The sequence below is a fragment of the Acinetobacter sp. D009 genome (genome assembly GCF_038562025.1).
Taxonomy (GTDB): domain Bacteria; phylum Pseudomonadota; class Gammaproteobacteria; order Pseudomonadales; family Moraxellaceae; genus Acinetobacter; species Acinetobacter pittii.
The window spans coordinates 2711257-2733983 of sequence record NZ_CP151886.1; the positions used below are offsets into that span (position 1 = coordinate 2711257).

The window sequence follows — 22727 nt, forward strand, 5'->3', positions numbered from 1 at the left end:
ATTATGAAAATTATTTCTAAACCTCAACTTTTAAAAGACGTGGAATATAAACCAAGTAAATCTCTACAAGTGGGTAAAGAATGGAGCTGGTTAAATCCGAAACATGCAAAATTTGACTCAACTACTGTAGAAGTCACCTCGGTAGATAACCCTGCAAACTATTATGAAAGCTCACTTTCTGATTGGCATACTTTTGACAGTTTAAAAGCTGATATTGAATGTGATGTGGTAGTTATTGGCGGTGGTTTATTGGGTTCATCTACGGCCTTACATTTAGCTGAACAAGGCGTAGAGACTGTTTTATTAGAAAAAAACCGTGTAGGTAGCGCAGCTTCTGGACGCAATGGCGGACAACTTACCCCTGGTTTAGCTCGCTGGGAAGCTCAAGAAATGGCCGATCGCTTGAGCTACGAAGATGCCAAAAAACTCTGGCATTTTACCTCTACGGAAGCAATGCAACTCATTGATGACATTTCGGAAAAATACCAACTCAACTTTGACCGCAAATACGGCCACATTACCGCCGCCGTTCATGAAGGGCATTTAGTTGGTTTAACACAAGGCGCCGATGCACGAAAATATTTAGGTGAAGACCATACCCGCATTGTGGGTAAACACGAACTCATGGACTATATTAAATCTGACTACTATACAGGTGGCTTAATTGATGAGTTAGGTGGACAAATTCATCCTTTAGCTTTGAACCGTGGTTTAATTTATGGCTTTTGCCAAAATGGCGGTACTGTTTATGAGCAAACAGAAGTTATTTCAATAGAAGAAAAAGCAGATGGTATTTATGTTCAAACAGCAAATGCTGTCGTAAAAGCTAAAAAGTCTGTGGTGTTAGCCGTGCACCATGCTTCGTTTAAACTTTTATCAGAGCAAAACAATACCACAATTCCGTTTTATACCTATGTTGCGACGACTGCCCCGCTAGAGCTTGATACAAAAGAGCTACTCCCATTTGGGCATCCGGTTTATGACACTCAGTTCCAGATTGATTACTACCGTCCCGTGTTTAATAACCGCTTATTGTTTGGTGGCCAAGGTACAGGAACCTGCTGGGGTCCAGAGAAAACTTTAAATTATCTAGAACATCGAATTCATACGGTTTTCCCTCAAATTAAAAATTTAGAGATGGATTTTGTCTGGAGTGGCACGACCGATTTAACCGTAAATGGTGCAGTAGATAGCCGTAAGTTTGGTCATAAATTCCCAATTTATGCTGTTCATGGTTGGAGTGGTCACGGCGTTGCTCAGACGGTACGTATTGGTAAAGCGATTGCAAATGACTTTGTTGGGCAATCTAACGACTTCGAAATGTTATCTAAAATTGATCATCAAAATATTATTTTTGGTCGTACCCTTGCTCCCGTTGTTATTCCACTCGCAAAAAGTATGTATGGTATTGGTGCAATGATTAATCCGGGCAAAATGGTATCTTTCTAATTTATAAAATAACCGATTTCAAAAAGGGATCCGTATAGCTTTTTACGGATCCTTTTTATTTAGCTGAGTAAAATCCTTTTCAAACTAGGTTATCCCTAACCAATCTATTACAATAGCGCCAGCTTTTTTATTCAGCGCATATATTTTGAGCAATTCATCTTCCCAATTAAAACGCGGACTTAAAAATCGCCATATCCAGTTGATCGCTATGGGTGGTGCTGTCGGGACAGGTTTATTTTTAGGCTCTGCACAAGTCATCCAGTCTGCTGGTCCTTCTATTATTTTAGGTTATGCCATTGTCGGTTTGGTCGCATTTTTAATTATGCGCCAAATGGGTGAAATGATCGTAGAAGAACCTGTGGTTGGTTCCTTTAGTTACTTTGCACAAAAATATTGGGGGAAATTCCCCGGTTTTTTATCGGGCTGGAACTATTGGGTTGTTTATATTCTGGTCGCGATGACCGAACTGACAGCAGTTGCTAAATATGTGCATTACTGGTGGCCCCACATTCCTGCTTGGATATCAGCCTTATTTTTCTTTGTTTTGGTCACATGTTTGAACTTAGGCAACGTTAAATTTTATGGCGAATCTGAGTTTTGGTTAGCTATTATTAAAGTTGCGGCGGTCATTGCCATGATCGTGTTTGGCTTATATTTATTGCTTACCGCGGGTAGTGACTCTATCGCTAGCTTTGCAAACTTATGGCAGCATGGCGGATTTTTCCCGCACGGGTTTTCAGGCCTATTTTATATGCTCGCCTTTTTAATGTTTGCATTTGGTGGTATTGAACTGATTGGGATGACTGCTGCTGAAGCCGAAAATCCAGAAAAAAGCATTCCGCAAGCCATTAACCAAGTCATCTTTCGAATCTTGGTTTTCTATGTGGCTTCGCTTGCTATTATCATGTCGCTCATTCCGTGGAATCAGCTTGACCTCGGTGGTTTAGATAAAAGTCCATTTGTGATGATTTTTAGCCAGCTTGGTATTGGTTGGGCAGCGCATTTGCTTAACTTTATTATTTTAACAGCCGCACTGTCTGTTTATAACAGCGGCATGTACGCAAACAGTCGTATGTTATATGGTCTAGCAGTACAAGGTCATGCATCCAAAATTTTTACAAAAGTCAGCAAACAAGGGGTTCCAACACCTGCTGTTATTTTCTCTTCTATTCTGATTTTTGGTTGTGTATTACTGAACTACTTTATCCCAGAAGAAGCTTTAAGCTACCTTATGTACATGGCCGTGGCAGCGCTGGTTTTAAACTGGGCAATTATTAGCTTTACTCACTTAAAGTTTAAACGCGCTATGAAACTTGAAGATAAAGTTGTTAAATTCCCTGCGCTATTTTCACCCTTGAGTAACTATATTGTTTTGATTTTTATTGGCATGATTTTATATATCATGTGGACTCAAGGGTTTGAAAAATCGGTGATTTTAATTCCAATCTGGATTACATTCATGTTTGGATTATATAAATTTCTGAGTTGGAAAAAAGAACTCTAAAATTCAAAAAAGGCTTATTCAAACAGAATAGGCCTTTTATCATTTATCAGCTTGTCACCCTAAGCAACTTCAGAAAATCTATTCAAAAAACCATTCACATTCTATTCATCATTATTAAATTGTTCTCTACTAGACACATGGATATGTAAGCCTTAGTCATTCTAAGCATTGGTATTTAATGAGATAATTATTAAAGTACAAGTGTTTACATGATCTATAAATATTTGTGTCAATGTTCAGCTAAAATCAAAACAGACCAGTTTATCGTTACGATCACTCAATAGGCAAAAGATACTGCATCGCAAGACAGGTTCTTTACCCACTTTACTGATTTAGCCCTCAACTGTGTCACTCAATGATGAAAGACAGGAAATTTTATGGAAAAAGCTCTGCAATGTCCTAAGTGTGGTTCTACAGAAATTGAAGCACGTGACCATGACAAATTACTTAGAACAACTGGCGGTGTTTTACTCACAGCTGCCGGCACAACAGCAGGCACTGTAGGTGGTGCTGCGACTGGTGCTACTGTTGGAGCAGCTATTGGTACTGTTGCTGGTCCTTTAGGTGTAATTGTTGGCGGAACTGTAGGGACTTTTGTCGGTGCCATTAGTGCAGGAATTACTGGCGGTGTAGTTGGCAATATTTTTGGTAAGAAAGCTGGCGTAATAATCGACAAGAATATTTTTCAAGATTATCGCTGTTTAAAATGTAAATACCGCTTTAAGCAAAAGAAGTAATATTTATATAAATTAAGTTCAGGTTTAATTTATTTTTAAAGTAAGGGAAGTACGCACTTAGGGTATTTTTCCTTACCCATCCCCTCACTCAATTATCTCAAAACATTTAAAAAATAATCCAACAACTGCTCCCTTTCACTAGCTTTATTTGGATCTAAAAGTTGGATGATTGCGCCATCAATCATAAATAAAATCATGTTTGCATCAGCTTTTAAGCCACGACTTTCTAGACTAAATATCAAATCAAAAAGTTCTTTAAGTAGCCATTTTCGATATTCAACTGCCATGCGGTAAGCTCGAGGATAAAGCAGTTTTAATTCAAAAATGGCCTTAAATAGCAAAAAGTAAAAACTGTTTAAATCGACATGTAAACGGACAATTTCTTTGAGTTTATCGGCTGCGTTTGGATAGCGATGCGAATAGACAATTGCAAGAACTTCATCTTTGAGTCGGCTTTTTTGAAAGATTAGGCACATTTCAACAAGTCGTTCTTTCGAGTGAAAGTAGTTATAAAACGTGGCTTTTTGAATTTTGGATTTTTTGATAATCAGGTCTACGCCTGCATTATGGAATCCATGCGTGGTAAAGAGTGGGATTGCGGTTTGAACAACCTGTAATTTTTTGGAAGATATTTCTAAAGTTGGCATCGTTTTACCGTTATAAATTCTTGTTGTGTCTAAATGAGATAAAAAGCCTGTGCCCTTTTTGGGAGAAAAAAAGGCACAGCAAAGCCGTAAGACGGTGCTTGGCACATCTCAAGTTTTGTATTTGCTAAGTTTTAAGTAAAAATGACTTAGAGCCTGAAAACCTTATGGCGTTCAAGCTGCTTTAAATTTTTAAGTGGTGTCGTTATAACTTTTGGCACTGAGTACCAAGAAATGATGGATGTGCAAAGCCAACTCCTTTTTTATTGGGAGTTCTGCCAGACATTAATAGAAATTATGGTGGCAGAACGAAAGGGGGTTCGCAGACTGGAAACAAAGGAACCAGCACACCCGAAGGTGTCCCCCTTCCGCCCTACCGTAGAGAAAAAGGGGGCGAACGAGTTCCCGACACACAAAACAAGAGTTTTGCATATCGACTTTGTTTTCCCGGTCTGCGACAACCGGCTGGCAATGTGGCCAGCATGCGAAGAATAGTATTCAACTCTCTTACAGTCAAGCACACAAAATGACATTTGTTTTAAATTAGATCATTAAAAAGTAAGGATAAATAATGAATGAGTTATTGTTAAAGTGGGGTTTATAACGGGATTGAATTTTATATAGATATATTAGTTTTAACAGGTAAGATTAGAATATGAAATATAGTAAATGATGAAATTAATGATGTAGAAAGTTTTTCTTAGAATTACTACTAAATTTACAATCACAATAAGTCACCGATGCCTTTAAACCTATTATTTATAATTCTCGCGATAAGCTTTCTGCTCAAAACAACTCAATAAGAATATAATGGTAAAAATAGTTGTTTGCTTTTCATTCTATTTATTTCAATTTATAAAAAATATATAATATTCTCAATAGTTTTCTAATTATCTATTACATTCAATCAAGATCATATATTTTCAATAAAGAGAATAAAATGCAAGACCAAGCTTTAACCTCTCTTCCTCAAGATATAAATGAGGATCAAAATATTACAACTCCACCAATTTCACACTCAGGAATTCATCATTTTAAGTTTCATGGGAATGCCTCAGAATATTTTGGAATCTGGATCGTTAATATTCTTTTGACTATTATTACCTTAAGCTTATATGCGCCTTGGGCTAAAGTTCGTCGCTTACGCTATTTCTATGGTAATACAGAATTTTTTGAACGCCGCTTTGATTTTACAGGGATTCCAACCAAGATTTTGATTGGACGTTTAATTGCATTAGGAATTTACGTCGTATTTGCAATTTCATCACAGTATTCAATGATTGCGACTGTGGTTGGACTGGTTGCATTATATGCAGCAGTACCTTGGCTAATTCGCGCTACTTTGCGTTTTACTGCAAGAAATAGTAAGTTCGGCAACGCACGTTTTTATTTTGGTGGAACGATAAAAGAATCTTATAAAGTCTTTCTTTTGAGTATATTGGTATATATTTTCACTTTAGGAATCTTTACACCTGTCGCTATTTGGCTATATAAAAAATATTATCTTAACAACTTATATGCTGGACAATTAAATTTTAAATTAAACGCGAAATGGTCTGCATATATGGCTGCAGTTTATATACCAGTTTTTATTGCAATTGGTATAATTGCTATTTTTTCAATCATTTACTTTGCTATGGCAGGAACAATTGCTGGAGTCTCACCAAACGCTATATTCTTCGGAATATTTACGGTATATGCATTTATTGGATTATTTATTTATCCATTAATTGCTGCTCGTATTTTTATTACGACATGGAACAATACTACAATTGGGAACAGTCAATTTAAAACAGACTGTAACCAATGGCGTTTCGCATGGATTGTAGCCTCGAACTGGATTGTAAAAATCTTATCCCTAGGTTTAATGTCTGCTTGGGCTGCAGTTCGTATTCACAAATATCAGATTGAATCGATGAGTTTAGTTTTATTAGATGATCCAGATCAAATGATGAATCTAGCTCAACAAGAGCAAAGTGCTTTAGCTGAAGAAATCAGTGATATTTTTGATATCGACATCTCTTTATAACAATCTGAGTTAATAATTTATGTCCCACGCAGTAGATATCACTTTCTATGATGGCCTAGTGTCTAAACCATACCCTGCTCAGATTTCAGCTCAATCTGAATCTGAGGTTCTAATTCGGTATGGTGAACAATTAGAACTTCAGCGTCATTATCAATATACTGATATGAAATTGATTGGTGCGCTGGGACAGTTACACCCAGTAATTGAATTATCTGATGATGCACGAATTGAATTTCATAGTGCATTACCTGAATGGTTTAATTACACAACTAAAAAGGTTCAACATTCGATCTGGAAATTTGAACGCTCTCCGGGTCTTATTCTTTTTAGTGTAATTTTTGTGATTACTTTTGCGATCAGTCTAGTCAAATGGGGTGTTCCAGCCACATCCCATTATCTTGCTTTTCAATTGCCTGAGAATACTTTAAAGAAACTAGGTGATGAAGCCGAGAATTATGTATTAAATAATTGGACTGCACCCAGCCAATTAGCACAAACTCAAAAAGACCAAATTACTAAACAGTATTTGAATACTGTTGCTGAAAACAAACCAGCCAAATTAGTCTTCCGTAAAGGCGATCAGTTAGGGGCTAATGCTGTAGCGCTACCCAATAATACGATTATTATCACAGATGAACTAATCAAATTGGCACATACGAATCAGGAAATCTTAGGCGTATTAGCCCATGAACAAGGCCATTTGGTTTATCGCCATAGTTTGCAACAAGGGTTAACGAGTTTAGGTCTAAGTATATTATACATTGCAATGACAGGAGATAATTCAGACTTATTTACGTCCTTACCTGCCGCTATGATTGGTGCAAATTATTCACGTAAATTTGAGTCCGAAGCCGATCTATATGCTTTACAGCTGATGGATAGGAAGCATATCGAAGTCTCACACTTTGCAAATTTCTTACAACGTTTAAGCGATACAACAGAAGAAGGTATCGATAAAAAGAATCAGGCCAACCCACCAACTTCTCAAGAAGAATCTTCAGCTAATAAACTATCTACAGCTGTTCTTGATGCATTATCCTCACATCCTGCAACCGAAGAGCGTATTCGAATGGTTCATGATTTTGAGAAAAAACAGAAAGGTGCATAAAATAATTTATAGGCTCACAAAGTCTATCTAGAAAATTTATGGTCTTTAGGAAGTGGAGCATCACATGGTTGATCCGTCTTTACATTGACCATTTTCACAGGCCCATCATTGTAGATTGTTACCTTACAGCCTTTTACAACATATTCCTGTTGAATGCCACCATACATTTCATCCTCAGAAACAGCAGATGCAACATCACATGCCTCGTCAGCACGGCATATATACTCTTGCCCACCTACAGCTTCTGCTCCAGCAGCTTCCATTACATCTACAGCAGCTTCCATTACATCTACAGCACTCTCCTGTACCTCAGCACCTACAGCCTGTATTTTTGCTGCATATGTATTTGAAAGATTCATCATAAGAAAAATTGCAAAAAAGAACTTACTACTGTGATTTATTAAATTCATGAATATCCATATCTCTTAATTTAAATTTGGTACATATCAGGCGATTTTACTTTGCAAGTTAGTGATGTAAAGGGATTAGTATTATAAGGAGCTATTCTACTCATAATTATACTTATAGCAGCAATAGTTGCCCCGAAAGAATTCATCAAACAATTACAAGATATTGACCATTATGAGGGTGCGATTAACTACACAATATAAAATTAAACTGAAATCAAAATCTGTCTAACTCAATCCAAATTTTTATGTGGGGTAGAATGAGGGGTAAAATAATAGATATAAAAAAAGCCTCTGCTTTTAACAGAGGCTTTTCGAATTTGGCGGAAGCGGTGAGATTCGAACTCACGGAGGACTCACACCCTCGTCGGTTTTCAAGACCGGTGCATTAAACCGCTCTGCCACGCTTCCATGTGCGTAAGAATACAAAGCTTATTCATTTTATTCAAGAAAAATATCATCGCTTTGTGTTCAAGTGCATATTGTTTCATCAATTTTACAGTTGCGCAGCCAATTCTGCTCCTTCTTTGATCGCACGCTTCGCATCTAGCTCTGCTGCAAGCTTTGCACCACCAATAATATGATAGTTCGCTATAGTCGACTCACCTTCTTTTGGCATCAAGTCTTTTACCGACTCTTGACCTGCACACACCACAACCGTATCTACACGTAAAAGTTGATCTTGCCCATTGTGCTCAACCCAAAGCCCTTCATCAGTGACTGCTTTATATTGCACACCACGCAGCATACGTACGCCATGCTTTTTAAGCTGTGCACGATGGACCCAACCTGAAGTTTTGCCAAGACCAATACCAAGTGGTGTGGTTTTACGTTGTAGTAAATAAATTTCACGGATTGCTGGTTCAACTTCTGGCGGCTGCATACCACCTTCAGAAATATAGTTTGGATCTGGGTCTACACCCCATTCACGTTGCCAATCTGCCAAAGGTTGAGGCTGTGGTTGATGTGGCGGTTTAAGTAAAAATTCTGACACGTCAAAACCAATACCACCCGCACCAATCACTGCAACCTTTTGTCCGACTTCTGCCCCTTTCAAAACTTGAGCATAAGAAAGGACTTGTGGCGCGTCACTTCCTTCAATTTTTAATGCACGAGGGATTACACCTGTTGCAACAATCACTTCATCAAAACCTTCACGTTCAAGCTGCTCACGATTTACGCGAGTATTTAAACGTACATCCACCCCTGTTTTTTCCAGTTGGACTTTAAAGTAGCGGATCGTCTCGTGAAATTCTTCTTTGCCCGGTACAACTTTGGCAAAGTTAAATTGACCACCTACTTCCGCCGTTGCTTCAAATAAAGTGACCGCGTGGCCACGGCTTGCCGCAACAGTTGCCGCGGACATACCCGCTACTCCACCGCCCACAACTGCAATCCGTTTAGGCTGTTTAGTTTTTAAATAAACCAGTTCAGTTTCATGGCCTGCACGTGGATTAACCAAACAAGACACACGCTTATTTTTAAAAGCATGGTCTAAACAAGCTTGGTTACATGCAATACAGGTATTAATTTCATCAACACGGTTAGTCGCAGTTTTATTTACCCAAAATGCATCGGCCAATAAAGGACGCGCCATTTGAACCATATCTGCTTTGCCAGTTGCCAAAATTTCTTCGGCAGTTTCAGGCATGTTAATGCGGTTTGATGCAATAATCGGAATAGAAATATGTTGTTTTACATGAGCAGTGTAGTCGACAAAAGCGGCACGAGGCACAGACGTGACAATGGTCGGCACACGAGCTTCATGCCAGCCAATGCCAGTATTTAATAAAGTTACACCTGCTTTTTCTAAAGCTTTGGCTACAGTCACCACCTCTTGCATGGTGTTACCGTCATGAACTAAATCGAGCAACGACAAGCGGAAACAGATAATAAATTTTTCACCAACTTTTGCACGAATCGCCTTTACGACTTCGACCGGAAAGCGCATACGGTTTTCAATATCACCGCCCCAACGGTCAGTACGCTGGTTCACATGGCTGCTTAAAAACTGGTTAATGAGATAACCTTCAGAGCCCATAATTTCAACGCCGTCATAGCCCGCTTTTTTGGCAATGTCAGCGCAATGTGCATAGTCATCAATCGTACTTAAAATATTTTTCTCAGAAAGCTGACGCGGTTTAAATGGTGAAATTGGCGATTTGATCGGACTAGAAGACACTGCAAAAGGTTGATAACCATAACGGCCAGCATGCAAAATTTGCATTAAAATTTTTGAACCATGCTTATGCACAGCATGTGTAACCAGACGGTGCTGTGGAATATCGGTTAAACCATTCATGGTTCCACCCATGGGTAGTAGCCAACCTTGACGGTTTGGAGAAATCCCCCCAGTCACAATCAGGCCAACCCCACCTTTTGCACGCTCTTCAAAATAAGCTGCCAGTTTTGGATAATTGTAAAAACGATCTTCAAGCCCCGTATGCATGGATCCCATCACCACACGGTTTTTAATGGTGGTAAAGCCTAAATGTAATGGTTTTAATAAATTGGCGTAACTTGTCATGCTGCGTCCCAATAATTTTTTGCAACTTGTTGCATAGTACTTTAATACTTTTTTGATAATTTTGGATGACCACACAAAGAAATTTATCGGAGCTTATGGTCAATCCATTTATTTAAGAACAATACTTCATTCACTTCTTCTTATTCTATAAATAGCCTTATATTTTTTATCAAATTAAAACTTCGAATCAGAACAAGTGAATTAATGCTTTTTTTGCGAAAAAAAGCACCATGAATAGTGCTACAATAGCCGCCATTCAGAATTCTCAAGACCGCCTATATGGGGTCTTTTTCATAAATGTTAGGATTAGCAATGACTGATAATGCAACTATCTTGCAGCATGTACCAGTAGGCAAAAAAGTTGGGATTGCCTTCTCCGGAGGCCTAGACACTTCAGCTGCCTTATTGTGGATGAAACAAAAAGGCGCAGAACCTTATGCATATACTGCAAACTTAGGTCAGCCTGATGAAGATGACTACGATGCAATTCCAAAGAAAGCAGAACAATACGGCGCTGTAAAAGCTCGCTTAATTGACTGCCGCTTACAACTTGCGCTTGAAGGTATTGCTGCGATTCAGTGTGGTGCATTCCATATCAGTACAGGTGGCGTTCCATATTTCAATACGACTCCACTCGGTCGTGCAGTAACAGGTACAATGCTAGTTACCGCAATGAAAGAAGATGACGTAAACATCTGGGGTGACGGTTCAACTTATAAAGGTAACGATATTGAACGTTTCTATCGTTATGGTTTGTTGACTAACCCGAATCTTAAAATTTATAAGCCTTGGTTAGATCAAAACTTCATCGATGAGCTCGGTGGCCGTGCAGAAATGTCACAGTTCCTGATCGACAACGGTTTTGACTACAAAATGTCAAAAGAAAAAGCGTACTCGACTGACTCAAATATGTTGGGTGCGACTCACGAAGCAAAAGATCTTGAATACCTAAATGCTGGTATCAAAATCGTTGACCCAATTATGGGCGTTGCTTTCTGGAAAGATGAAGTTGAAATTACTCCAGAAGAAGTGACTGTACGTTTTGAAGAAGGTGTACCTGTTGCATTAAACGGTCAAACTTTTGACAATCCAGTTGAGCTTATTCTTGAAGCAAACCGTATTGGTGGCCGTCATGGTTTAGGTATGTCTGACCAAATCGAAAACCGTATTATCGAAGCAAAATCTCGTGGTATTTATGAAGCACCGGGTATGGCCCTTCTTCATATTGCTTATGAGCGTTTGGTTACTGGTATTCATAACGAAGATACGATCGAACAATACCGCATTAACGGTTTACGTTTAGGTCGTTTACTTTACCAAGGCCGCTGGTTCGACTCTCAAGCACTTATGTTGCGTGAAACTGCACAGCGTTGGGTTGCTAAAGCGATTACTGGTGAAGTGACTCTTGAACTTCGTCGTGGTAATGACTACACCATCATGAACACTGAATCTCCAAACTTAACGTACGAAGCTGAACGTTTAACAATGGAAAAAGGCGATTCAATGTTTACGCCAATGGACCGTATTGGTCAGTTAACTATGCGTAACCTCGACATTACCGATACACGTGCAAAACTTGGTATCTATACAGATGCTGGTTTGCTTTCAATCGGCCAAGGTTCTGCTGTACCACAACTTGATAGCAAGAAAAAATAATTTTCTTACTTAATAAAAAAGCCACCGACAAAGGTGGCTTTTTTATTTCAAATATTTGTGCTCAAACAAGTTCTGCTACTTCCAAAGGTTGATAATAAATCTGGTTACGTCCAAGCTGCTTAGCTCGGTACAAAGCTTGATCCGCAGCGTGAATTAATTTTTCCTGATTTACTTTAAAACCTTCTGTATAAACAGTAAAACCTAAACTAATCGTCACATGCTTAGAGACTAAAGATGCTGCATGAGGAATCGCTTGTCGCTCAATCGCTTTATAAATATTTGCAGCAACGGCATAGGCGCCTTGAGCTGGTGTTTTCGGTAACAGCACGACAAACTCTTCTCCACCATAACGGGCAACAAAATCAACATGCCGAATCGAATTTTTAATTGCAGCGGCAATAGATGAGATGACTTTATCCCCCATTTGGTGTCCATAAAAATCGTTATAATTTTTAAAAAAATCGATATCAATAAATAAAACAGCCAATGGACGCTTTTCTTGCTTTGCACGATAGTAAAAAAAGTCGAACATCTCATCAAAAGTACGTCGATTTGAGATATTAGTCAGTGCATCCTGCTGGCTTAAATGAAGCAATTCAGATGCCTCAATACGTAAAATCTGTTCGTTAAGCTCAGCAAGCTGATTATTTAAAAAAAGGCTTCTTTCTCTAGACGTAAGCATCGTGCTAATTGAAAAACCTAAAATACAACTTCCAAACAACGCTCTTCCCAAAGCTATAAAATCACAATTCGCTTGCCATAAAATCAGTAGGAAAAAAACACAAAAGGCTGCTGTTAAACCCACATAAAGCATATGTAGAGGCTTTATTCCGCTTAAAATAAAACCAAGCATATATAAGAAGGAAAGTAGTAACATCGACTGGTTTTTAAGTGCGACATTTTCTACGCTAAGAAGCAGCATTGCATTGATAATAATGGTCAAAAATACAATGCCACATGCAGCGATATAAAAATATTCAGTGAGTTTTTTAAACTTTGCAAAAACCCAAAATAACAGTAGCGCACAAGCAATATTAATTGCACTAAGTAAACAGTAAATAAAGTCCCAAGTAATATAAGGCACCCCTATGACCAAATAGTCTGTAGGTAGAGCCAGCAATATGAAAATGAGATAGGTTAAAACGCCACTTGCTAAAAACTTTGAGATATTCTGTTTAGTTCGCTCAAGATTTAGACACCAGAATTTTTTTTCTAATTGATGTGGCAAAGGTATATTGGCATAACGATGGGTATGTAGAGTTACTAAATATTCTATTTCTTCTTTTGCTTTGAGTAATTCATGTACATTTCCCCTATTTGCCACTACTTAATTCCTGCCTCTCACACACTAACAAAATATAACATTATTTTTTAAGGCCTCTGGCGCTTTATTTTGCCATTTGTCCGTAATTCTCGTTACCATTTTCACACTTTATCGATTATCATTTGTTTTATTTCGAAGTTTGAACTGCCTTGGACTCTATTACCCTGCTCCAGCCAGATGACTGGCATGCACATTTACGTGATGGTTTAGCATTAAAACGTACTGTACCTGATTTGGCCAAACAATTTGCTCGTGCGATCTGTATGCCAAACCTTGTTCCACCTGTAAAAACTGTGGAAGAAGCATTGGCTTACCGTGAACGTATTCTTGCTCATGTTCCAGAGGGTCTTAACTTTGACCCACGTATGGTGCTTTATTTTACTGATTTCACCTCACCAGATGAAGTTCGTAAAATTAAAGAATCTGGACATGTAAATGCTATTAAACTTTACCCAGCAGGTGCGACCACCAATTCTGATAACGGTGTAAGTGACATCCGTAAAGTTTATGCAGTCATTGAGCAACTAGAAGAGCATCAAGTTCCGTTATTACTTCATGGTGAAGTGACTCATAACCACGTTGATATTTTTGACCGTGAAAAACGCTTCTTAGATGAAGTTTTATCACCGTTATTAAAACAGTTTCCAAAACTGAAAGTGGTACTTGAACACATCACAACAAGCGATGCCGCACACTTTGTTTTAGAACAAGACCGCAATGTGGCTGCAACAATCACGCCTCAGCATTTATTATTTAACCGTAATGATATGTTAGTTGGTGGTATTAAACCGCATTTCTATTGCTTACCAATTTTAAAGCGTCAAACTCACCAGACTACTTTGCTTGAAGTTGCAACGAGCGGTAACCCTAAATTTTTCTTGGGTACAGATAGTGCTCCTCACTCGCAAAATGCAAAAGAAAATGCGTGTGGCTGTGCGGGCTGTTATAGTGCGCCTAATGCAATTGAACTTTATGCTCAAGCATTTGATCAAGTAGGTAAACTAGAACGTTTAGAAGGTTTTGCCAGCCTCTTTGGCGCAGACTTCTACGGCCTACCACGTAATACTTCTACCATTACTTTGGTAAAAGAAGATAACCTCGTTCCAGAATCTTTTGATTATTTAGATGATCAAAAAATTATCCCGCTGCATGCCGGGAAAACGCTGCAATGGAGAAAAGTGTGACACAAGAAACCTCTGTCCCGGTCATTGGCCAACGTTTTCGTGGCTTCTTACCTGTTGTTGTTGACGTTGAAACGGCAGGTTTTAATGCCCAGACAGATGCATTGCTAGAAATTGCGTGCATTCCAATTGTATATGATGCTCAGGGACAATTTGTCCCTGGTCCAGCATTTCATGCGCATATTAACCCGTTTGAAGGGGCTAATCTCGATCGTCGTTCGCTAGACTTTATTGGTATTGATCCATTCAATCCAATGCGTATTGCAATGGCTGAAGATGAGCGCACTGCATTACGCCGTATTTTTAAATCGGTGAATGAAGTCCGTAAACAGCAACACTGTACACATGCAGTCTTAGTGGGCCACAATGCGCATTTTGACCTTGGTTTTGTACAAGCAGCAATTGCGCGTACAAGTACAAAAAACCAAAACCCATTTCATAGCTTTTCTGTGATGGATACGGTTACTTTAAGTGCTGTTATGTTTGGACAAACCGTGCTTGCGAAAGCGTGTATTCAAGCTGGAATTGAGTTCGATGGCAAAGAAGCACACTCTGCTTTGTACGATACTCAGAAGACTGCTGAACTGTTTTGCTATATTTTGAACAAACTGTCACCTTACCTTCTTGACAGTTTGGTGGCGGCTTCTTAAGATACCGCCATCCTCAACGTCCCTATCGTCTAGAGGCCTAGGACATCGCCCTTTCACGGCGGTAACCGGGGTTCGAATCCCCGTAGGGACGCCATATTCTCTTCTTATAAAATTCCTTTCTATTTTATTTTTAAATTTTTTATATTTCTAATTTTCTGTATTTCCCAATAAAATACACTTGTACATATATATCACTGATCCAGTATTTCCTTTACATAGATTTACAATATAATAATTCTTATTTTTATACTGATATTTATTATCAACAAGGTTTTAAATGGATCTTAAGCTTCGCCTCCTCTCCCTGAGCATCGCTCAACTATGCTGTATTTCAAGTACTTTCGCAGAAACCCATAATTCCTCAACAACGCTCGCTACCATTAAGATTAAAGCCCAACAAGCTGCCGACCAAGCTTATAAAGTCGATAGTTCAAGTAGCGCAACACGTAGTGAAGTCGCATTAAAAGATACACCACAATCTGTCAGTGTAGTGACTCAAAAAGTAATTGAAGATATTGGCGCGACACGTTTAATCGAAGCGCTTGATTTAGCTGGTGGTGTGACTCGCGCTAATAACTTTGGTGGCCAAGGCTTAACAGGCTTTAATCTCCGTGGTTTCACTAGCGGTGAGTTTTACCGTAATGGATTCCCGATTAACCGTGGTTATCCAAACGCTCCAGATAGCAACACTATTGAACGTGTAGACGTTTTACGTGGACCCTCTTCTAGCTTATATGGTCGTGGTGACCCAGGTGGTACGTTTAACTTAATTTCTAAAACACCAAAGTCTGAACAACAAACCACTTTAGGTGCGCAGCTTAACAGTGAAGGTTTATATCGCACCACCGTAGACACCACAGGTAATATTCCAAATACAGAAAATATTGGTTATCGTCTAAATGTGATTGCTGAAGGCGGTGATAGTTATCGCGATCATGTCGAGTCTAAACGTTATGGAATTGCACCAGTCATTCAATGGCAAGCTTCTGATGCAACCAAAGTTACCTTTGAAGCCGATATTTTAAGAAATCAGCATCCACTTGATCGTGGCCAAACACGCTATGCAGGTCAGAAGTCTTTTAATAGTTCACCCGAAACCTATTTGTGGGAAACAGGTAAATATAACAACCAACTCTACAATGATAACAACATGACTCAATTACGAGTCGAACACGACCTTGGTAATGACTGGAAGCTGAATGCTGGTGTGCAATATTTAAATGGTAAATTGCATGGCTATGCAGTAGAGGCAAATGGCATTCAAGATGATGGAGAAACTTTAAACCGAAATTACAACTATCGCGAATTAAAATGGCAAGATACCGATGCCCAAATTAATCTAACAGGTAATTTCCAACTTTTAGGTCTAGCTCATACTTTAGTGACAGGGCTTGAATATGAAAATTATGATTATAAGTCATATATTATTCGTTCAGATGCTAAGTCAAATAACTACCCGATTAATATTTATGATCCAGTTTTAGGCCAACCTCTCCCTGAGCTTAAAAATGTTACGACCCATGACCGCGAAAATTTAAAAACAACAGCCCTTTTTGTACAGGACCAAATCGATTTAAATGAGCGTTTAAGTGCACTGCTGGGTTTGCGTTTTGAGCACTACGAACATGATTACAAAAACCTATTACCGAATACGGCAAACTGGAATACCAGTCATGATGCATTTATTCCGCGTTTAGGTTTAGTTTTTAAAGCGCGTGATGACCTTTCAATCTATAGCAATGCTGCAAAATCTTTTAAACCTAACACTGGTGCTAGCCGTAATGGAGAAGGTTTTGACCCAGAAGAAGGTATGGCTTACGAGTTAGGCTTTAAATGGCAAGCACTCGACAATATGCTATCGGTTGACTCTGCGATTTTCTATGCAAAAAAAGAAAATGTCTTAACACTAGATCCTGTAGATTCAGCTTATAAAGTTGCTGCGGGTAAAGTTCGTAGCCAAGGCATTGAGCTAAACGTTGCAGGACAAATTACTCCAGCTTGGAAAATTATTGGTGGATATGCCTATACAGATGCGGAAGTAACTAAAGACAATACTTTGCAAAAAGGAATCGCTTTAGCCAATATTCCAAAGAATAGTTTTAATCTCTTAAATATCTATGAATTTCAAGATGGCCCTTTACAAGGCCTAGGTCTGGGCATTAATCAAAAATATATTGATAAGCGTGCAGGTCAAACAGCCAATAGTACTTACACAATGAAAGGTTATGCTGTTACAGATTTAGTTTCTTATTATCAGGCAACACCAAAACTTCGTATTAACTTAGATCTGAAAAATCTTTTTGACAAAGTTTATGATGAAAGTGCTTTCAATCTATATGCATATCCGGGTGAATCACGTACTGTTCAATTAGGTATGAGCTATACGTTCTAAAACAAATACGCCATTTCAGTTATTGAAATGGCGCATCAAATTTATGCAGACTTACGTGAATTAACTTGTCCTTGAATCACCGCTTTAATATTGCCTTTGGCGTAATTTAAAAACACCACCAGTGGTGAAAGTTTTGGATTTGGCTTTTTACCCTTACCAATCGTTTTAAATTGAGCGGCATACCAAATAATTTCCATAATTGCCATTTTATCGACAAAAGGTAAACCTGTTTTAATCGGTTTTACAGCATAGCGAACATCTTGCCCTGCAATTAAACGTTCTGTTAAATCGGTTTCTACTGCAAATGGACGAGCAATACCAATAAAGTCACATGCACCACTTTCAAGTGCGGCATTCATACCTTCTACAGTACGGAAACCGCCTGTCACCATGAGTTTACACTTAACATGCTGGCGGATTTTCTCTGCAAAATCTAAAAAGTATGCTTCGCGTGCAATCGTACTTGCTTTACGTTTGTCAGCCTTAGCTCCAGCCATTGCTGGTGCCTCGTAAGTACCGCCTGAAATTTCAATTAAATCGATACCAGCTTCATCCACTGCTTTAAATACTGAAATTACATCTTCTTCGCTAATACCACCACGCTGGAAGTCAGCTGAGTTAAGTTTCACTGAAATGATAAAATTATCTGAAGTCGCTTCACGTACCGCTTTATAAACCTCTAGTAAAAAACGGCTACGATTTTCAACTGAACCGCCCCATTGATCTGTACGCTTATTGGTTAATGGTGATAAAAACTGACTAATTAAATAGCCATGTGCACCATGTAATTGCACCCCTTCAAAACCTGCTTTTTCACAAATGTGAGCTGCTGTCGCAAAACGTTTAATAATATCTAGAATTTCGTCATGAGTAAGTTCACGTGGCGTTCCAAACATGGTTGCTAAAGCTGGGCTAAAAGGTACGGCTGAAGGCGCTACAGTTTCTTTATTTAAACCTTTTGGACACTGACGACCTGGATGCGATAATTGAATCAACTGAACCATGCCATATTTTTTACCTAATGCCGCCCATTCTTTTAAGCGCTCTAGGTCGCGTTCAGTTTCAATAACAACAACACCTGGTTCATTTTTTGCGCCGGCATTTACCATGACGTTGCCAGTAATGGCACAGCCAAGCTCACCTTTTGCCCATGCACCATATAAACCCAAATGTAAGTCATTTGGTTGGCCTTCATAATTTGCAAGTGCCTCACTCATTGCACCTTTAATAATTCGGTTTTTAAAGGTGGTATTGCGAATTGTGATGGGTTCAGCAATCTGGTTCATGGTTAACCTCTGTTCTTTGAATTTTAGAGCAATTACTCTAATTTAAATGAGTTATTGGGCATGTCAAGTCATAATCGATAACTGACAATAGCACATGTCAATTTTAAAAAATATAAAAATATGCAACTTTTTGCATAAAATAAAGATATTAATTATTTTATTAAAAAACAATTAATTAATATCTTTATTTTAGAGAGATGCTCTATTTAACTGTCTGGTATATTCAGTCTGAGGCCTAGAAAATAGAAGTTCAGTTTCCTGATATTCAACAACTTTTGCATGACGTAATACCATCACTTTGTGGCAAAGTGCTTTTACTATATTGAGATCATGACTAATAAAAATATAACTTAACTGCTCAGTTTGCTGTAATTGTCTCAACAACTTGATCATGGCTTTTTGCGTGGTCCGATCTAAGGCAGAGGTAGGTTCATCCAAAATTAAAAGTTTCGGTTGCACCACCAAAGCTCTGGCTAAGGCGACACGTTGACGCTGTCCACCTGAAAGTTCATGAGGATAACGGTGTTGAAAATCTTCAGCCAATTCAACTTTTACCAATACAGATTCAACTTGCTGTTTGATCTCGTTATCAGCTACTGCTTTCACTTTCAATCCTTCAGCAATAATCTGCCCTACTGTCATACGCGGGTTTAAACTTCCAAATGGGTCTTGGAATACAAGTTGAAAATCAGATCTCATCAAACGCAAGGCTTTTGGCTGTAACTGATTTAAATCTTGACCTAAGAAAACAATCTGTCCTTTGCTCTGAATAAGCTGAACCAAAGCGAGGGCTAAAGATGACTTACCCGCACCACTTTCACCAACTACCCCAAGTGCTTCACCTTGAGCAAGGTCAAAACTCAAATCTTCTATTGCGGTGAAATATCCTTGAATGCGATTTAAAATTCCTTTTCTTATAGGAAACTGCACGTTGAGCTGTCGAACTGATAAAACATTCTGTTGAGCGGGTCTAGACTCTACACTTCCAAAATCATGATCTAATAATTGTGCTGTATAACTAGTTTTAGGATTTACAAAGATTTGGCTCAGTTCACCTTGCTCCACGACACGCCCACTTTGCAATACAATAAGTTTCTCAGCATAGCGATGTACTAAATTGAGGTCATGGCTAATTAAAATAAGTGCCATCCCATATTTGCTTTGCAAAGATTTTAATAACTCTAAAATCTGTATCTGTAAAACCACATCCAACGCAGTAGTAGGCTCATCAGCAATCAAAATTTTAGGCCGAAGCGCCAATGTCATCGCGATCATGACACGTTGTCTTTGCCCACCAGAAAGCTCATGCGGATAACGGTTTAAAATTTGTTCCGGTTCAACAATTCCCACATCTTTTAGTAATTCGACTATTTGCTGCCGGACTTCAAGTTTTGAAAAACCAGATAAAAGAAGATTTTCACCTATAATTTTTTCAACCCGATGGAGCGGATTTAACGCAGTAGCAGGCTCTTGAAAAATCATAGCGATTTGTCGACCACGTAAATTTGATTGAGCTCTTTCATCTAGCTCAAGCATGTTTTGTGAATCAATCCAGACCTGACCCGTTATTTCTAATTTTTCTTGTAGCAAGCCCATTATTGCTAAGCAGCTCATCGATTTACCTGAACCACTTTCGCCCACAACAGCCAGTGTTTCCCCTTCACTTAAGTAAAAATTCAGGTCATCTAATAAAACTTTTTGATTTTTGGTTTGAACCGAAAGATGCTCTACTTTTAATAATGTTGAAGTGGTATTTAAATTATTTTCTTGGGTCAAAAGCATCGCGAGCCGCCTCCCCAATATAGATTAAAAGTGAAAGAACGATCGCTAGACTAAAAAAGCCTGAAATTGCTAGCCATGGCGCATCTAAATTATTTTTACCTTGAAGCAATAATTCACCTAAAGAGGCCGCATCTGGTGGCAGTCCATATCCTAAAAAATCAAGAGCAGTTAAAGCGCTAATATTAGTTGTTAAAATAAAAGGTAACTGAGACAAACTCGAACTGATCGCATTTGGCAAAATATGCCTAAAAATAATCGCGTGATCGGTCACTCCCAATACTTGGGCTGCACGAACGTAATCAAGCTGACGAGCTTTTAAAAACTCTGCCCTAACAATGCCCACCAAAACGGTCCAGCCGAAAAACAACATAATGAAAAATAGCCAATATACATTTGGAACAAACATACTCACTAAAATCATGACCATAAAAAGCATGGGTAAGCCATTCCAGACTTCAACTAAACGTTGCCCCAATAAATCGACCCAGCCGCCATAATAGCCTTGAATAGCACCAACGGTAATTCCAAATAAAGCAGAACAAAAGGTTAAGGCTAAGCCAAAAAGCAACGATACTCTTAAGCCATACAGAATACGGGCAAGAACATCCCTTCCTTGATCATCTGTTCCCAACCAGTTTTGCTTGGAAGGTGGTGATGGCACAGGAACTGCCAAATCTAAATTGGGAGTTTGATATGAAAATTGAATGAGGGGCCAAACTGCCCATCCTTTAGCTTCAATAAGCGCTTGTACGGCGGGATCTTTATAGTCAGCTTCTGTTTCAAACACCCCACCAAACGCAGTTTCAGGATAGGTTTTTAACACGGGTAAATAGTAAGAATCTTCATACTTCACTAACAGCGGTTTATCGTTAGCAATTAACTCCGCGGCTAATGACAAAACCAAAATCAGACTGAATAATATAAAGCTTGCCCAGCCCAATTTATGCTGTCTAAAGCACTGTAATCGTGTCCGCACAATCAAGGACATTATTTGCCTCCTTGCGCATCAAAGTGAATTCGAGGATCAATCCATTGGTACAACACATCACAAAAGAGACGTAAAATTAGGCTAAATAGAGTAAAGAAAAATAAAACACCAAAAATAACAGGATAATCACGTTGGACAATAGCTTCAAAGCCCAACAAACCCACCCCATCTAGATGAAAGATAATTTCTACGAACAGGTTACCTACAAAGAAAATACCTGCTAACGCTTCTGGCAATCCTGCGAGCACAACTAAAATGGCATTACGAAAGACATGCTTATATAAGACCTGTTGGCCGTTCAACCCTTTTGCATAGGCTGCCAAAACGTAGGGTTTATTGAGTTCTTCTAAAAATGAGTATTTAGTTAAATAGGTTAAACTGGCAAAACCGCCTAATACCATCGTAATCAGTGGTAAAGTCATATGCCATAAATAATCAGTAACTTTGCCCCAGAGACTGAGTTGATGAAAATTATCTGAGACTAAATTTTGTAATGGAAACCATTGAAAATAAGACCCGCCTGCAAAAAAAACAACTAACAAAATCGCAAATACAAAACTTGGTACAGCATACCCCACCACAAGCACTAAAGAAGTGGACCGATCAAACCAAGAGCCCTGTTGCTTTGCCTTTTTAATTCCCAGCGGAATAGAAATGAGGTAAATCAGCAAAGTACTCACCAGCCCAAGTGAAATGGAAACAGGCATTTTTTCCCACAACAATTGCACAACAGGTTTATCTTTAAAGAAACTTTGTCCAAAATCTAAAGTTAAATAGCCTTTTAACATTAAGAAAAACCGTTCAGGAGCAGAACGATCAAAGCCGTACTGAGCCTTAATTTGTTCAACCATTTCAGGGCTTAAACCTTGAGCACCTTGATAATAAGTTTCTGCACTCAATGCACGGCCAATTCCCAAATCGCTTTGTGCCTGATGTATTGCTTGCTCAACTGGCCCACCCGGTGCAATTTGCACAACCACAAAGTTAATCAATAGAATGACAAACAATGTGGGAATCATTAAAAGAAGTCGCTTGAGAATATATGAACCCATATAACAGGATT

The 22727-nt window shown here is 38.7% G+C and carries 17 protein-coding genes and 2 tRNA genes; 10 read left to right on the forward strand and 9 right to left on the reverse strand.

Annotation, left to right across the window (positions count from 1 at the left end):
* Positions 1-3 precede the first annotated feature (3 nt).
* From AAC388_RS12965 to AAC388_RS12975, 3 genes are all read left to right on the forward strand, one after another.
* The gene (locus tag AAC388_RS12965; protein ID WP_057068602.1) at positions 4-1449 is read left to right on the forward strand and encodes an FAD-dependent oxidoreductase; all 1446 of its coding nucleotides are present in this window, start codon (positions 4-6) and stop codon (positions 1447-1449) included.
* Positions 1450-1594: 145 nt separating this feature from the next.
* Complete coding sequence (locus AAC388_RS12970) at positions 1595-2953, forward strand: amino acid permease (RefSeq protein WP_204084600.1); 1359 nt, start codon at positions 1595-1597, stop codon at positions 2951-2953.
* Positions 2954-3330: 377 nt separating this feature from the next.
* Positions 3331-3690 carry a hypothetical protein gene (locus AAC388_RS12975; RefSeq protein WP_002120526.1) on the forward strand — a complete coding sequence of 120 codons (360 nt, stop codon included), beginning with the start codon at positions 3331-3333 and terminating at the stop codon, positions 3688-3690.
* A gap of 92 nt (positions 3691-3782) precedes the next feature.
* Here AAC388_RS12975 and AAC388_RS12980 read toward each other — a convergent pair whose 3' ends face one another.
* Positions 3783-4337, reverse strand: coding sequence for a TetR/AcrR family transcriptional regulator (locus AAC388_RS12980; protein WP_342370768.1), 555 nt, complete (start codon positions 4335-4337; stop codon positions 3783-3785).
* Between the two features lie 937 nt (positions 4338-5274).
* Between AAC388_RS12980 and AAC388_RS12985 the strand changes: the two genes are divergently transcribed.
* Both AAC388_RS12985 and AAC388_RS12990 read left to right on the forward strand, forming a co-directional pair.
* Complete coding sequence (locus tag AAC388_RS12985; RefSeq protein ID WP_342370769.1) at positions 5275-6363, forward strand: YjgN family protein; 1089 nt, start codon at positions 5275-5277, stop codon at positions 6361-6363.
* Between the two features lie 19 nt (positions 6364-6382).
* Positions 6383-7471 (forward strand): M48 family metallopeptidase, encoded by a 1089-nt coding sequence (locus AAC388_RS12990; protein WP_342370770.1) that lies wholly within the window; start codon positions 6383-6385, stop codon positions 7469-7471.
* 23 nt (positions 7472-7494) lie between these two features.
* Here AAC388_RS12990 and AAC388_RS12995 read toward each other — a convergent pair whose 3' ends face one another.
* From AAC388_RS12995 to AAC388_RS13005, 3 genes are all read right to left on the reverse strand, one after another.
* Positions 7495-7833, reverse strand: a complete 339-nt coding sequence (locus AAC388_RS12995; RefSeq protein ID WP_342371581.1) for a hypothetical protein — start codon at positions 7831-7833, stop codon at positions 7495-7497.
* 366 nt (positions 7834-8199) lie between these two features.
* Positions 8200-8289 (reverse strand) — tRNA-Ser (locus AAC388_RS13000).
* 85 nt (positions 8290-8374) lie between these two features.
* A complete protein-coding gene (locus AAC388_RS13005) occupies positions 8375-10405 on the reverse strand; it encodes an NADPH-dependent 2,4-dienoyl-CoA reductase (protein WP_033848690.1) in 2031 nt (676 codons plus the stop codon).
* A 297-nt stretch (positions 10406-10702) separates the two neighbouring features.
* Here AAC388_RS13005 and argG point away from each other — a divergent pair, with 297 nt between their 5' ends.
* The gene (gene argG / locus AAC388_RS13010) at positions 10703-12061 is read left to right on the forward strand and encodes an argininosuccinate synthase (protein WP_014206117.1); all 1359 of its coding nucleotides are present in this window, start codon (positions 10703-10705) and stop codon (positions 12059-12061) included.
* Positions 12062-12122: 61 nt separating this feature from the next.
* On the opposite strand, the gene AAC388_RS13015 is transcribed toward argG, so the two are convergent.
* Complete coding sequence (locus AAC388_RS13015; RefSeq protein WP_342370771.1) at positions 12123-13385, reverse strand: diguanylate cyclase; 1263 nt, start codon at positions 13383-13385, stop codon at positions 12123-12125.
* 149 nt (positions 13386-13534) lie between these two features.
* On the opposite strand from AAC388_RS13015, the gene pyrC reads away from it, so the two are divergent.
* The 4 genes from pyrC to AAC388_RS13035 all read left to right on the forward strand — a co-directional run bounded on the left by pyrC (position 13535) and on the right by AAC388_RS13035 (position 17608).
* A complete protein-coding gene (gene pyrC, locus AAC388_RS13020) occupies positions 13535-14569 on the forward strand; it encodes a dihydroorotase (RefSeq protein WP_057062171.1) in 1035 nt (344 codons plus the stop codon).
* Positions 14554-15216, forward strand: coding sequence for a ribonuclease T (rnt, locus tag AAC388_RS13025; RefSeq protein ID WP_002117536.1), 663 nt, complete (start codon positions 14554-14556; stop codon positions 15214-15216). Before pyrC ends, rnt begins: the two co-directional genes overlap by 16 nt.
* 18 nt (positions 15217-15234) lie before the next feature.
* A tRNA-Glu gene (locus AAC388_RS13030) sits at positions 15235-15310 on the forward strand.
* Positions 15311-15493: 183 nt separating this feature from the next.
* The gene (locus AAC388_RS13035) at positions 15494-17608 is read left to right on the forward strand and encodes a TonB-dependent receptor (RefSeq protein WP_342370772.1); all 2115 of its coding nucleotides are present in this window, start codon (positions 15494-15496) and stop codon (positions 17606-17608) included.
* 41 nt (positions 17609-17649) lie between these two features.
* Here AAC388_RS13035 and AAC388_RS13040 read toward each other — a convergent pair whose 3' ends face one another.
* The 4 genes from AAC388_RS13040 to AAC388_RS13055 all read right to left on the reverse strand — a co-directional run bounded on the left by AAC388_RS13040 (position 17650) and on the right by AAC388_RS13055 (position 22716).
* The gene (locus AAC388_RS13040) at positions 17650-18894 is read right to left on the reverse strand and encodes an NADH:flavin oxidoreductase/NADH oxidase family protein (RefSeq protein ID WP_335996054.1); all 1245 of its coding nucleotides are present in this window, start codon (positions 18892-18894) and stop codon (positions 17650-17652) included.
* A gap of 189 nt (positions 18895-19083) precedes the next feature.
* Positions 19084-20676: a dipeptide ABC transporter ATP-binding protein gene (locus AAC388_RS13045; RefSeq protein WP_342370773.1), complete on the reverse strand. Its 1593-nt coding sequence runs from the start codon at positions 20674-20676 to the stop codon at positions 19084-19086.
* Positions 20654-21664, reverse strand: a complete 1011-nt coding sequence (locus AAC388_RS13050; protein WP_342370774.1) for an ABC transporter permease — start codon at positions 21662-21664, stop codon at positions 20654-20656. Before AAC388_RS13050 ends, AAC388_RS13045 begins: the two co-directional genes overlap by 23 nt.
* Positions 21664-22716, reverse strand: coding sequence for an ABC transporter permease subunit (locus AAC388_RS13055; RefSeq protein ID WP_342370775.1), 1053 nt, complete (start codon positions 22714-22716; stop codon positions 21664-21666). The genes AAC388_RS13050 and AAC388_RS13055 overlap by 1 nt, the downstream gene beginning before the upstream one ends.
* Positions 22717-22727 lie beyond the last annotated feature (11 nt).

Excerpts from the sequence above, each read along its gene's own strand:
- AAC388_RS12980 (WP_342370768.1), bottom strand. The coding sequence starts at position 4,337 with ATGCCAACTTTAGAAATATCTTCCAAAAAATTACAGGTTGTTCAAACC.
- argG (WP_014206117.1), top strand. The coding sequence starts at position 10,703 with ATGTTAGGATTAGCAATGACTGATAATGCAACTATCTTGCAGCATGTA.
- AAC388_RS12975 (WP_002120526.1), top strand. The coding sequence starts at position 3,331 with ATGGAAAAAGCTCTGCAATGTCCTAAGTGTGGTTCTACAGAAATTGAA.
- AAC388_RS13040 (WP_335996054.1), bottom strand. The coding sequence starts at position 18,894 with ATGAACCAGATTGCTGAACCCATCACAATTCGCAATACCACCTTTAAA.
- AAC388_RS13035 (WP_342370772.1), top strand. The coding sequence starts at position 15,494 with ATGGATCTTAAGCTTCGCCTCCTCTCCCTGAGCATCGCTCAACTATGC.
- AAC388_RS12990 (WP_342370770.1), top strand. The coding sequence starts at position 6,383 with ATGTCCCACGCAGTAGATATCACTTTCTATGATGGCCTAGTGTCTAAA.
- AAC388_RS12965 (WP_057068602.1), top strand. The coding sequence starts at position 4 with ATGAAAATTATTTCTAAACCTCAACTTTTAAAAGACGTGGAATATAAA.
- AAC388_RS13050 (WP_342370774.1), bottom strand. The coding sequence starts at position 21,664 with ATGTCCTTGATTGTGCGGACACGATTACAGTGCTTTAGACAGCATAAA.
- AAC388_RS13045 (WP_342370773.1), bottom strand. The coding sequence starts at position 20,676 with ATGCTTTTGACCCAAGAAAATAATTTAAATACCACTTCAACATTATTA.
- AAC388_RS12985 (WP_342370769.1), top strand. The coding sequence starts at position 5,275 with ATGCAAGACCAAGCTTTAACCTCTCTTCCTCAAGATATAAATGAGGAT.
- AAC388_RS12995 (WP_342371581.1), bottom strand. The coding sequence starts at position 7,833 with ATGATGAATCTTTCAAATACATATGCAGCAAAAATACAGGCTGTAGGT.
- rnt (WP_002117536.1), top strand. The coding sequence starts at position 14,554 with ATGGAGAAAAGTGTGACACAAGAAACCTCTGTCCCGGTCATTGGCCAA.
- AAC388_RS13005 (WP_033848690.1), bottom strand. The coding sequence starts at position 10,405 with ATGACAAGTTACGCCAATTTATTAAAACCATTACATTTAGGCTTTACC.
- AAC388_RS13055 (WP_342370775.1), bottom strand. The coding sequence starts at position 22,716 with ATGGGTTCATATATTCTCAAGCGACTTCTTTTAATGATTCCCACATTG.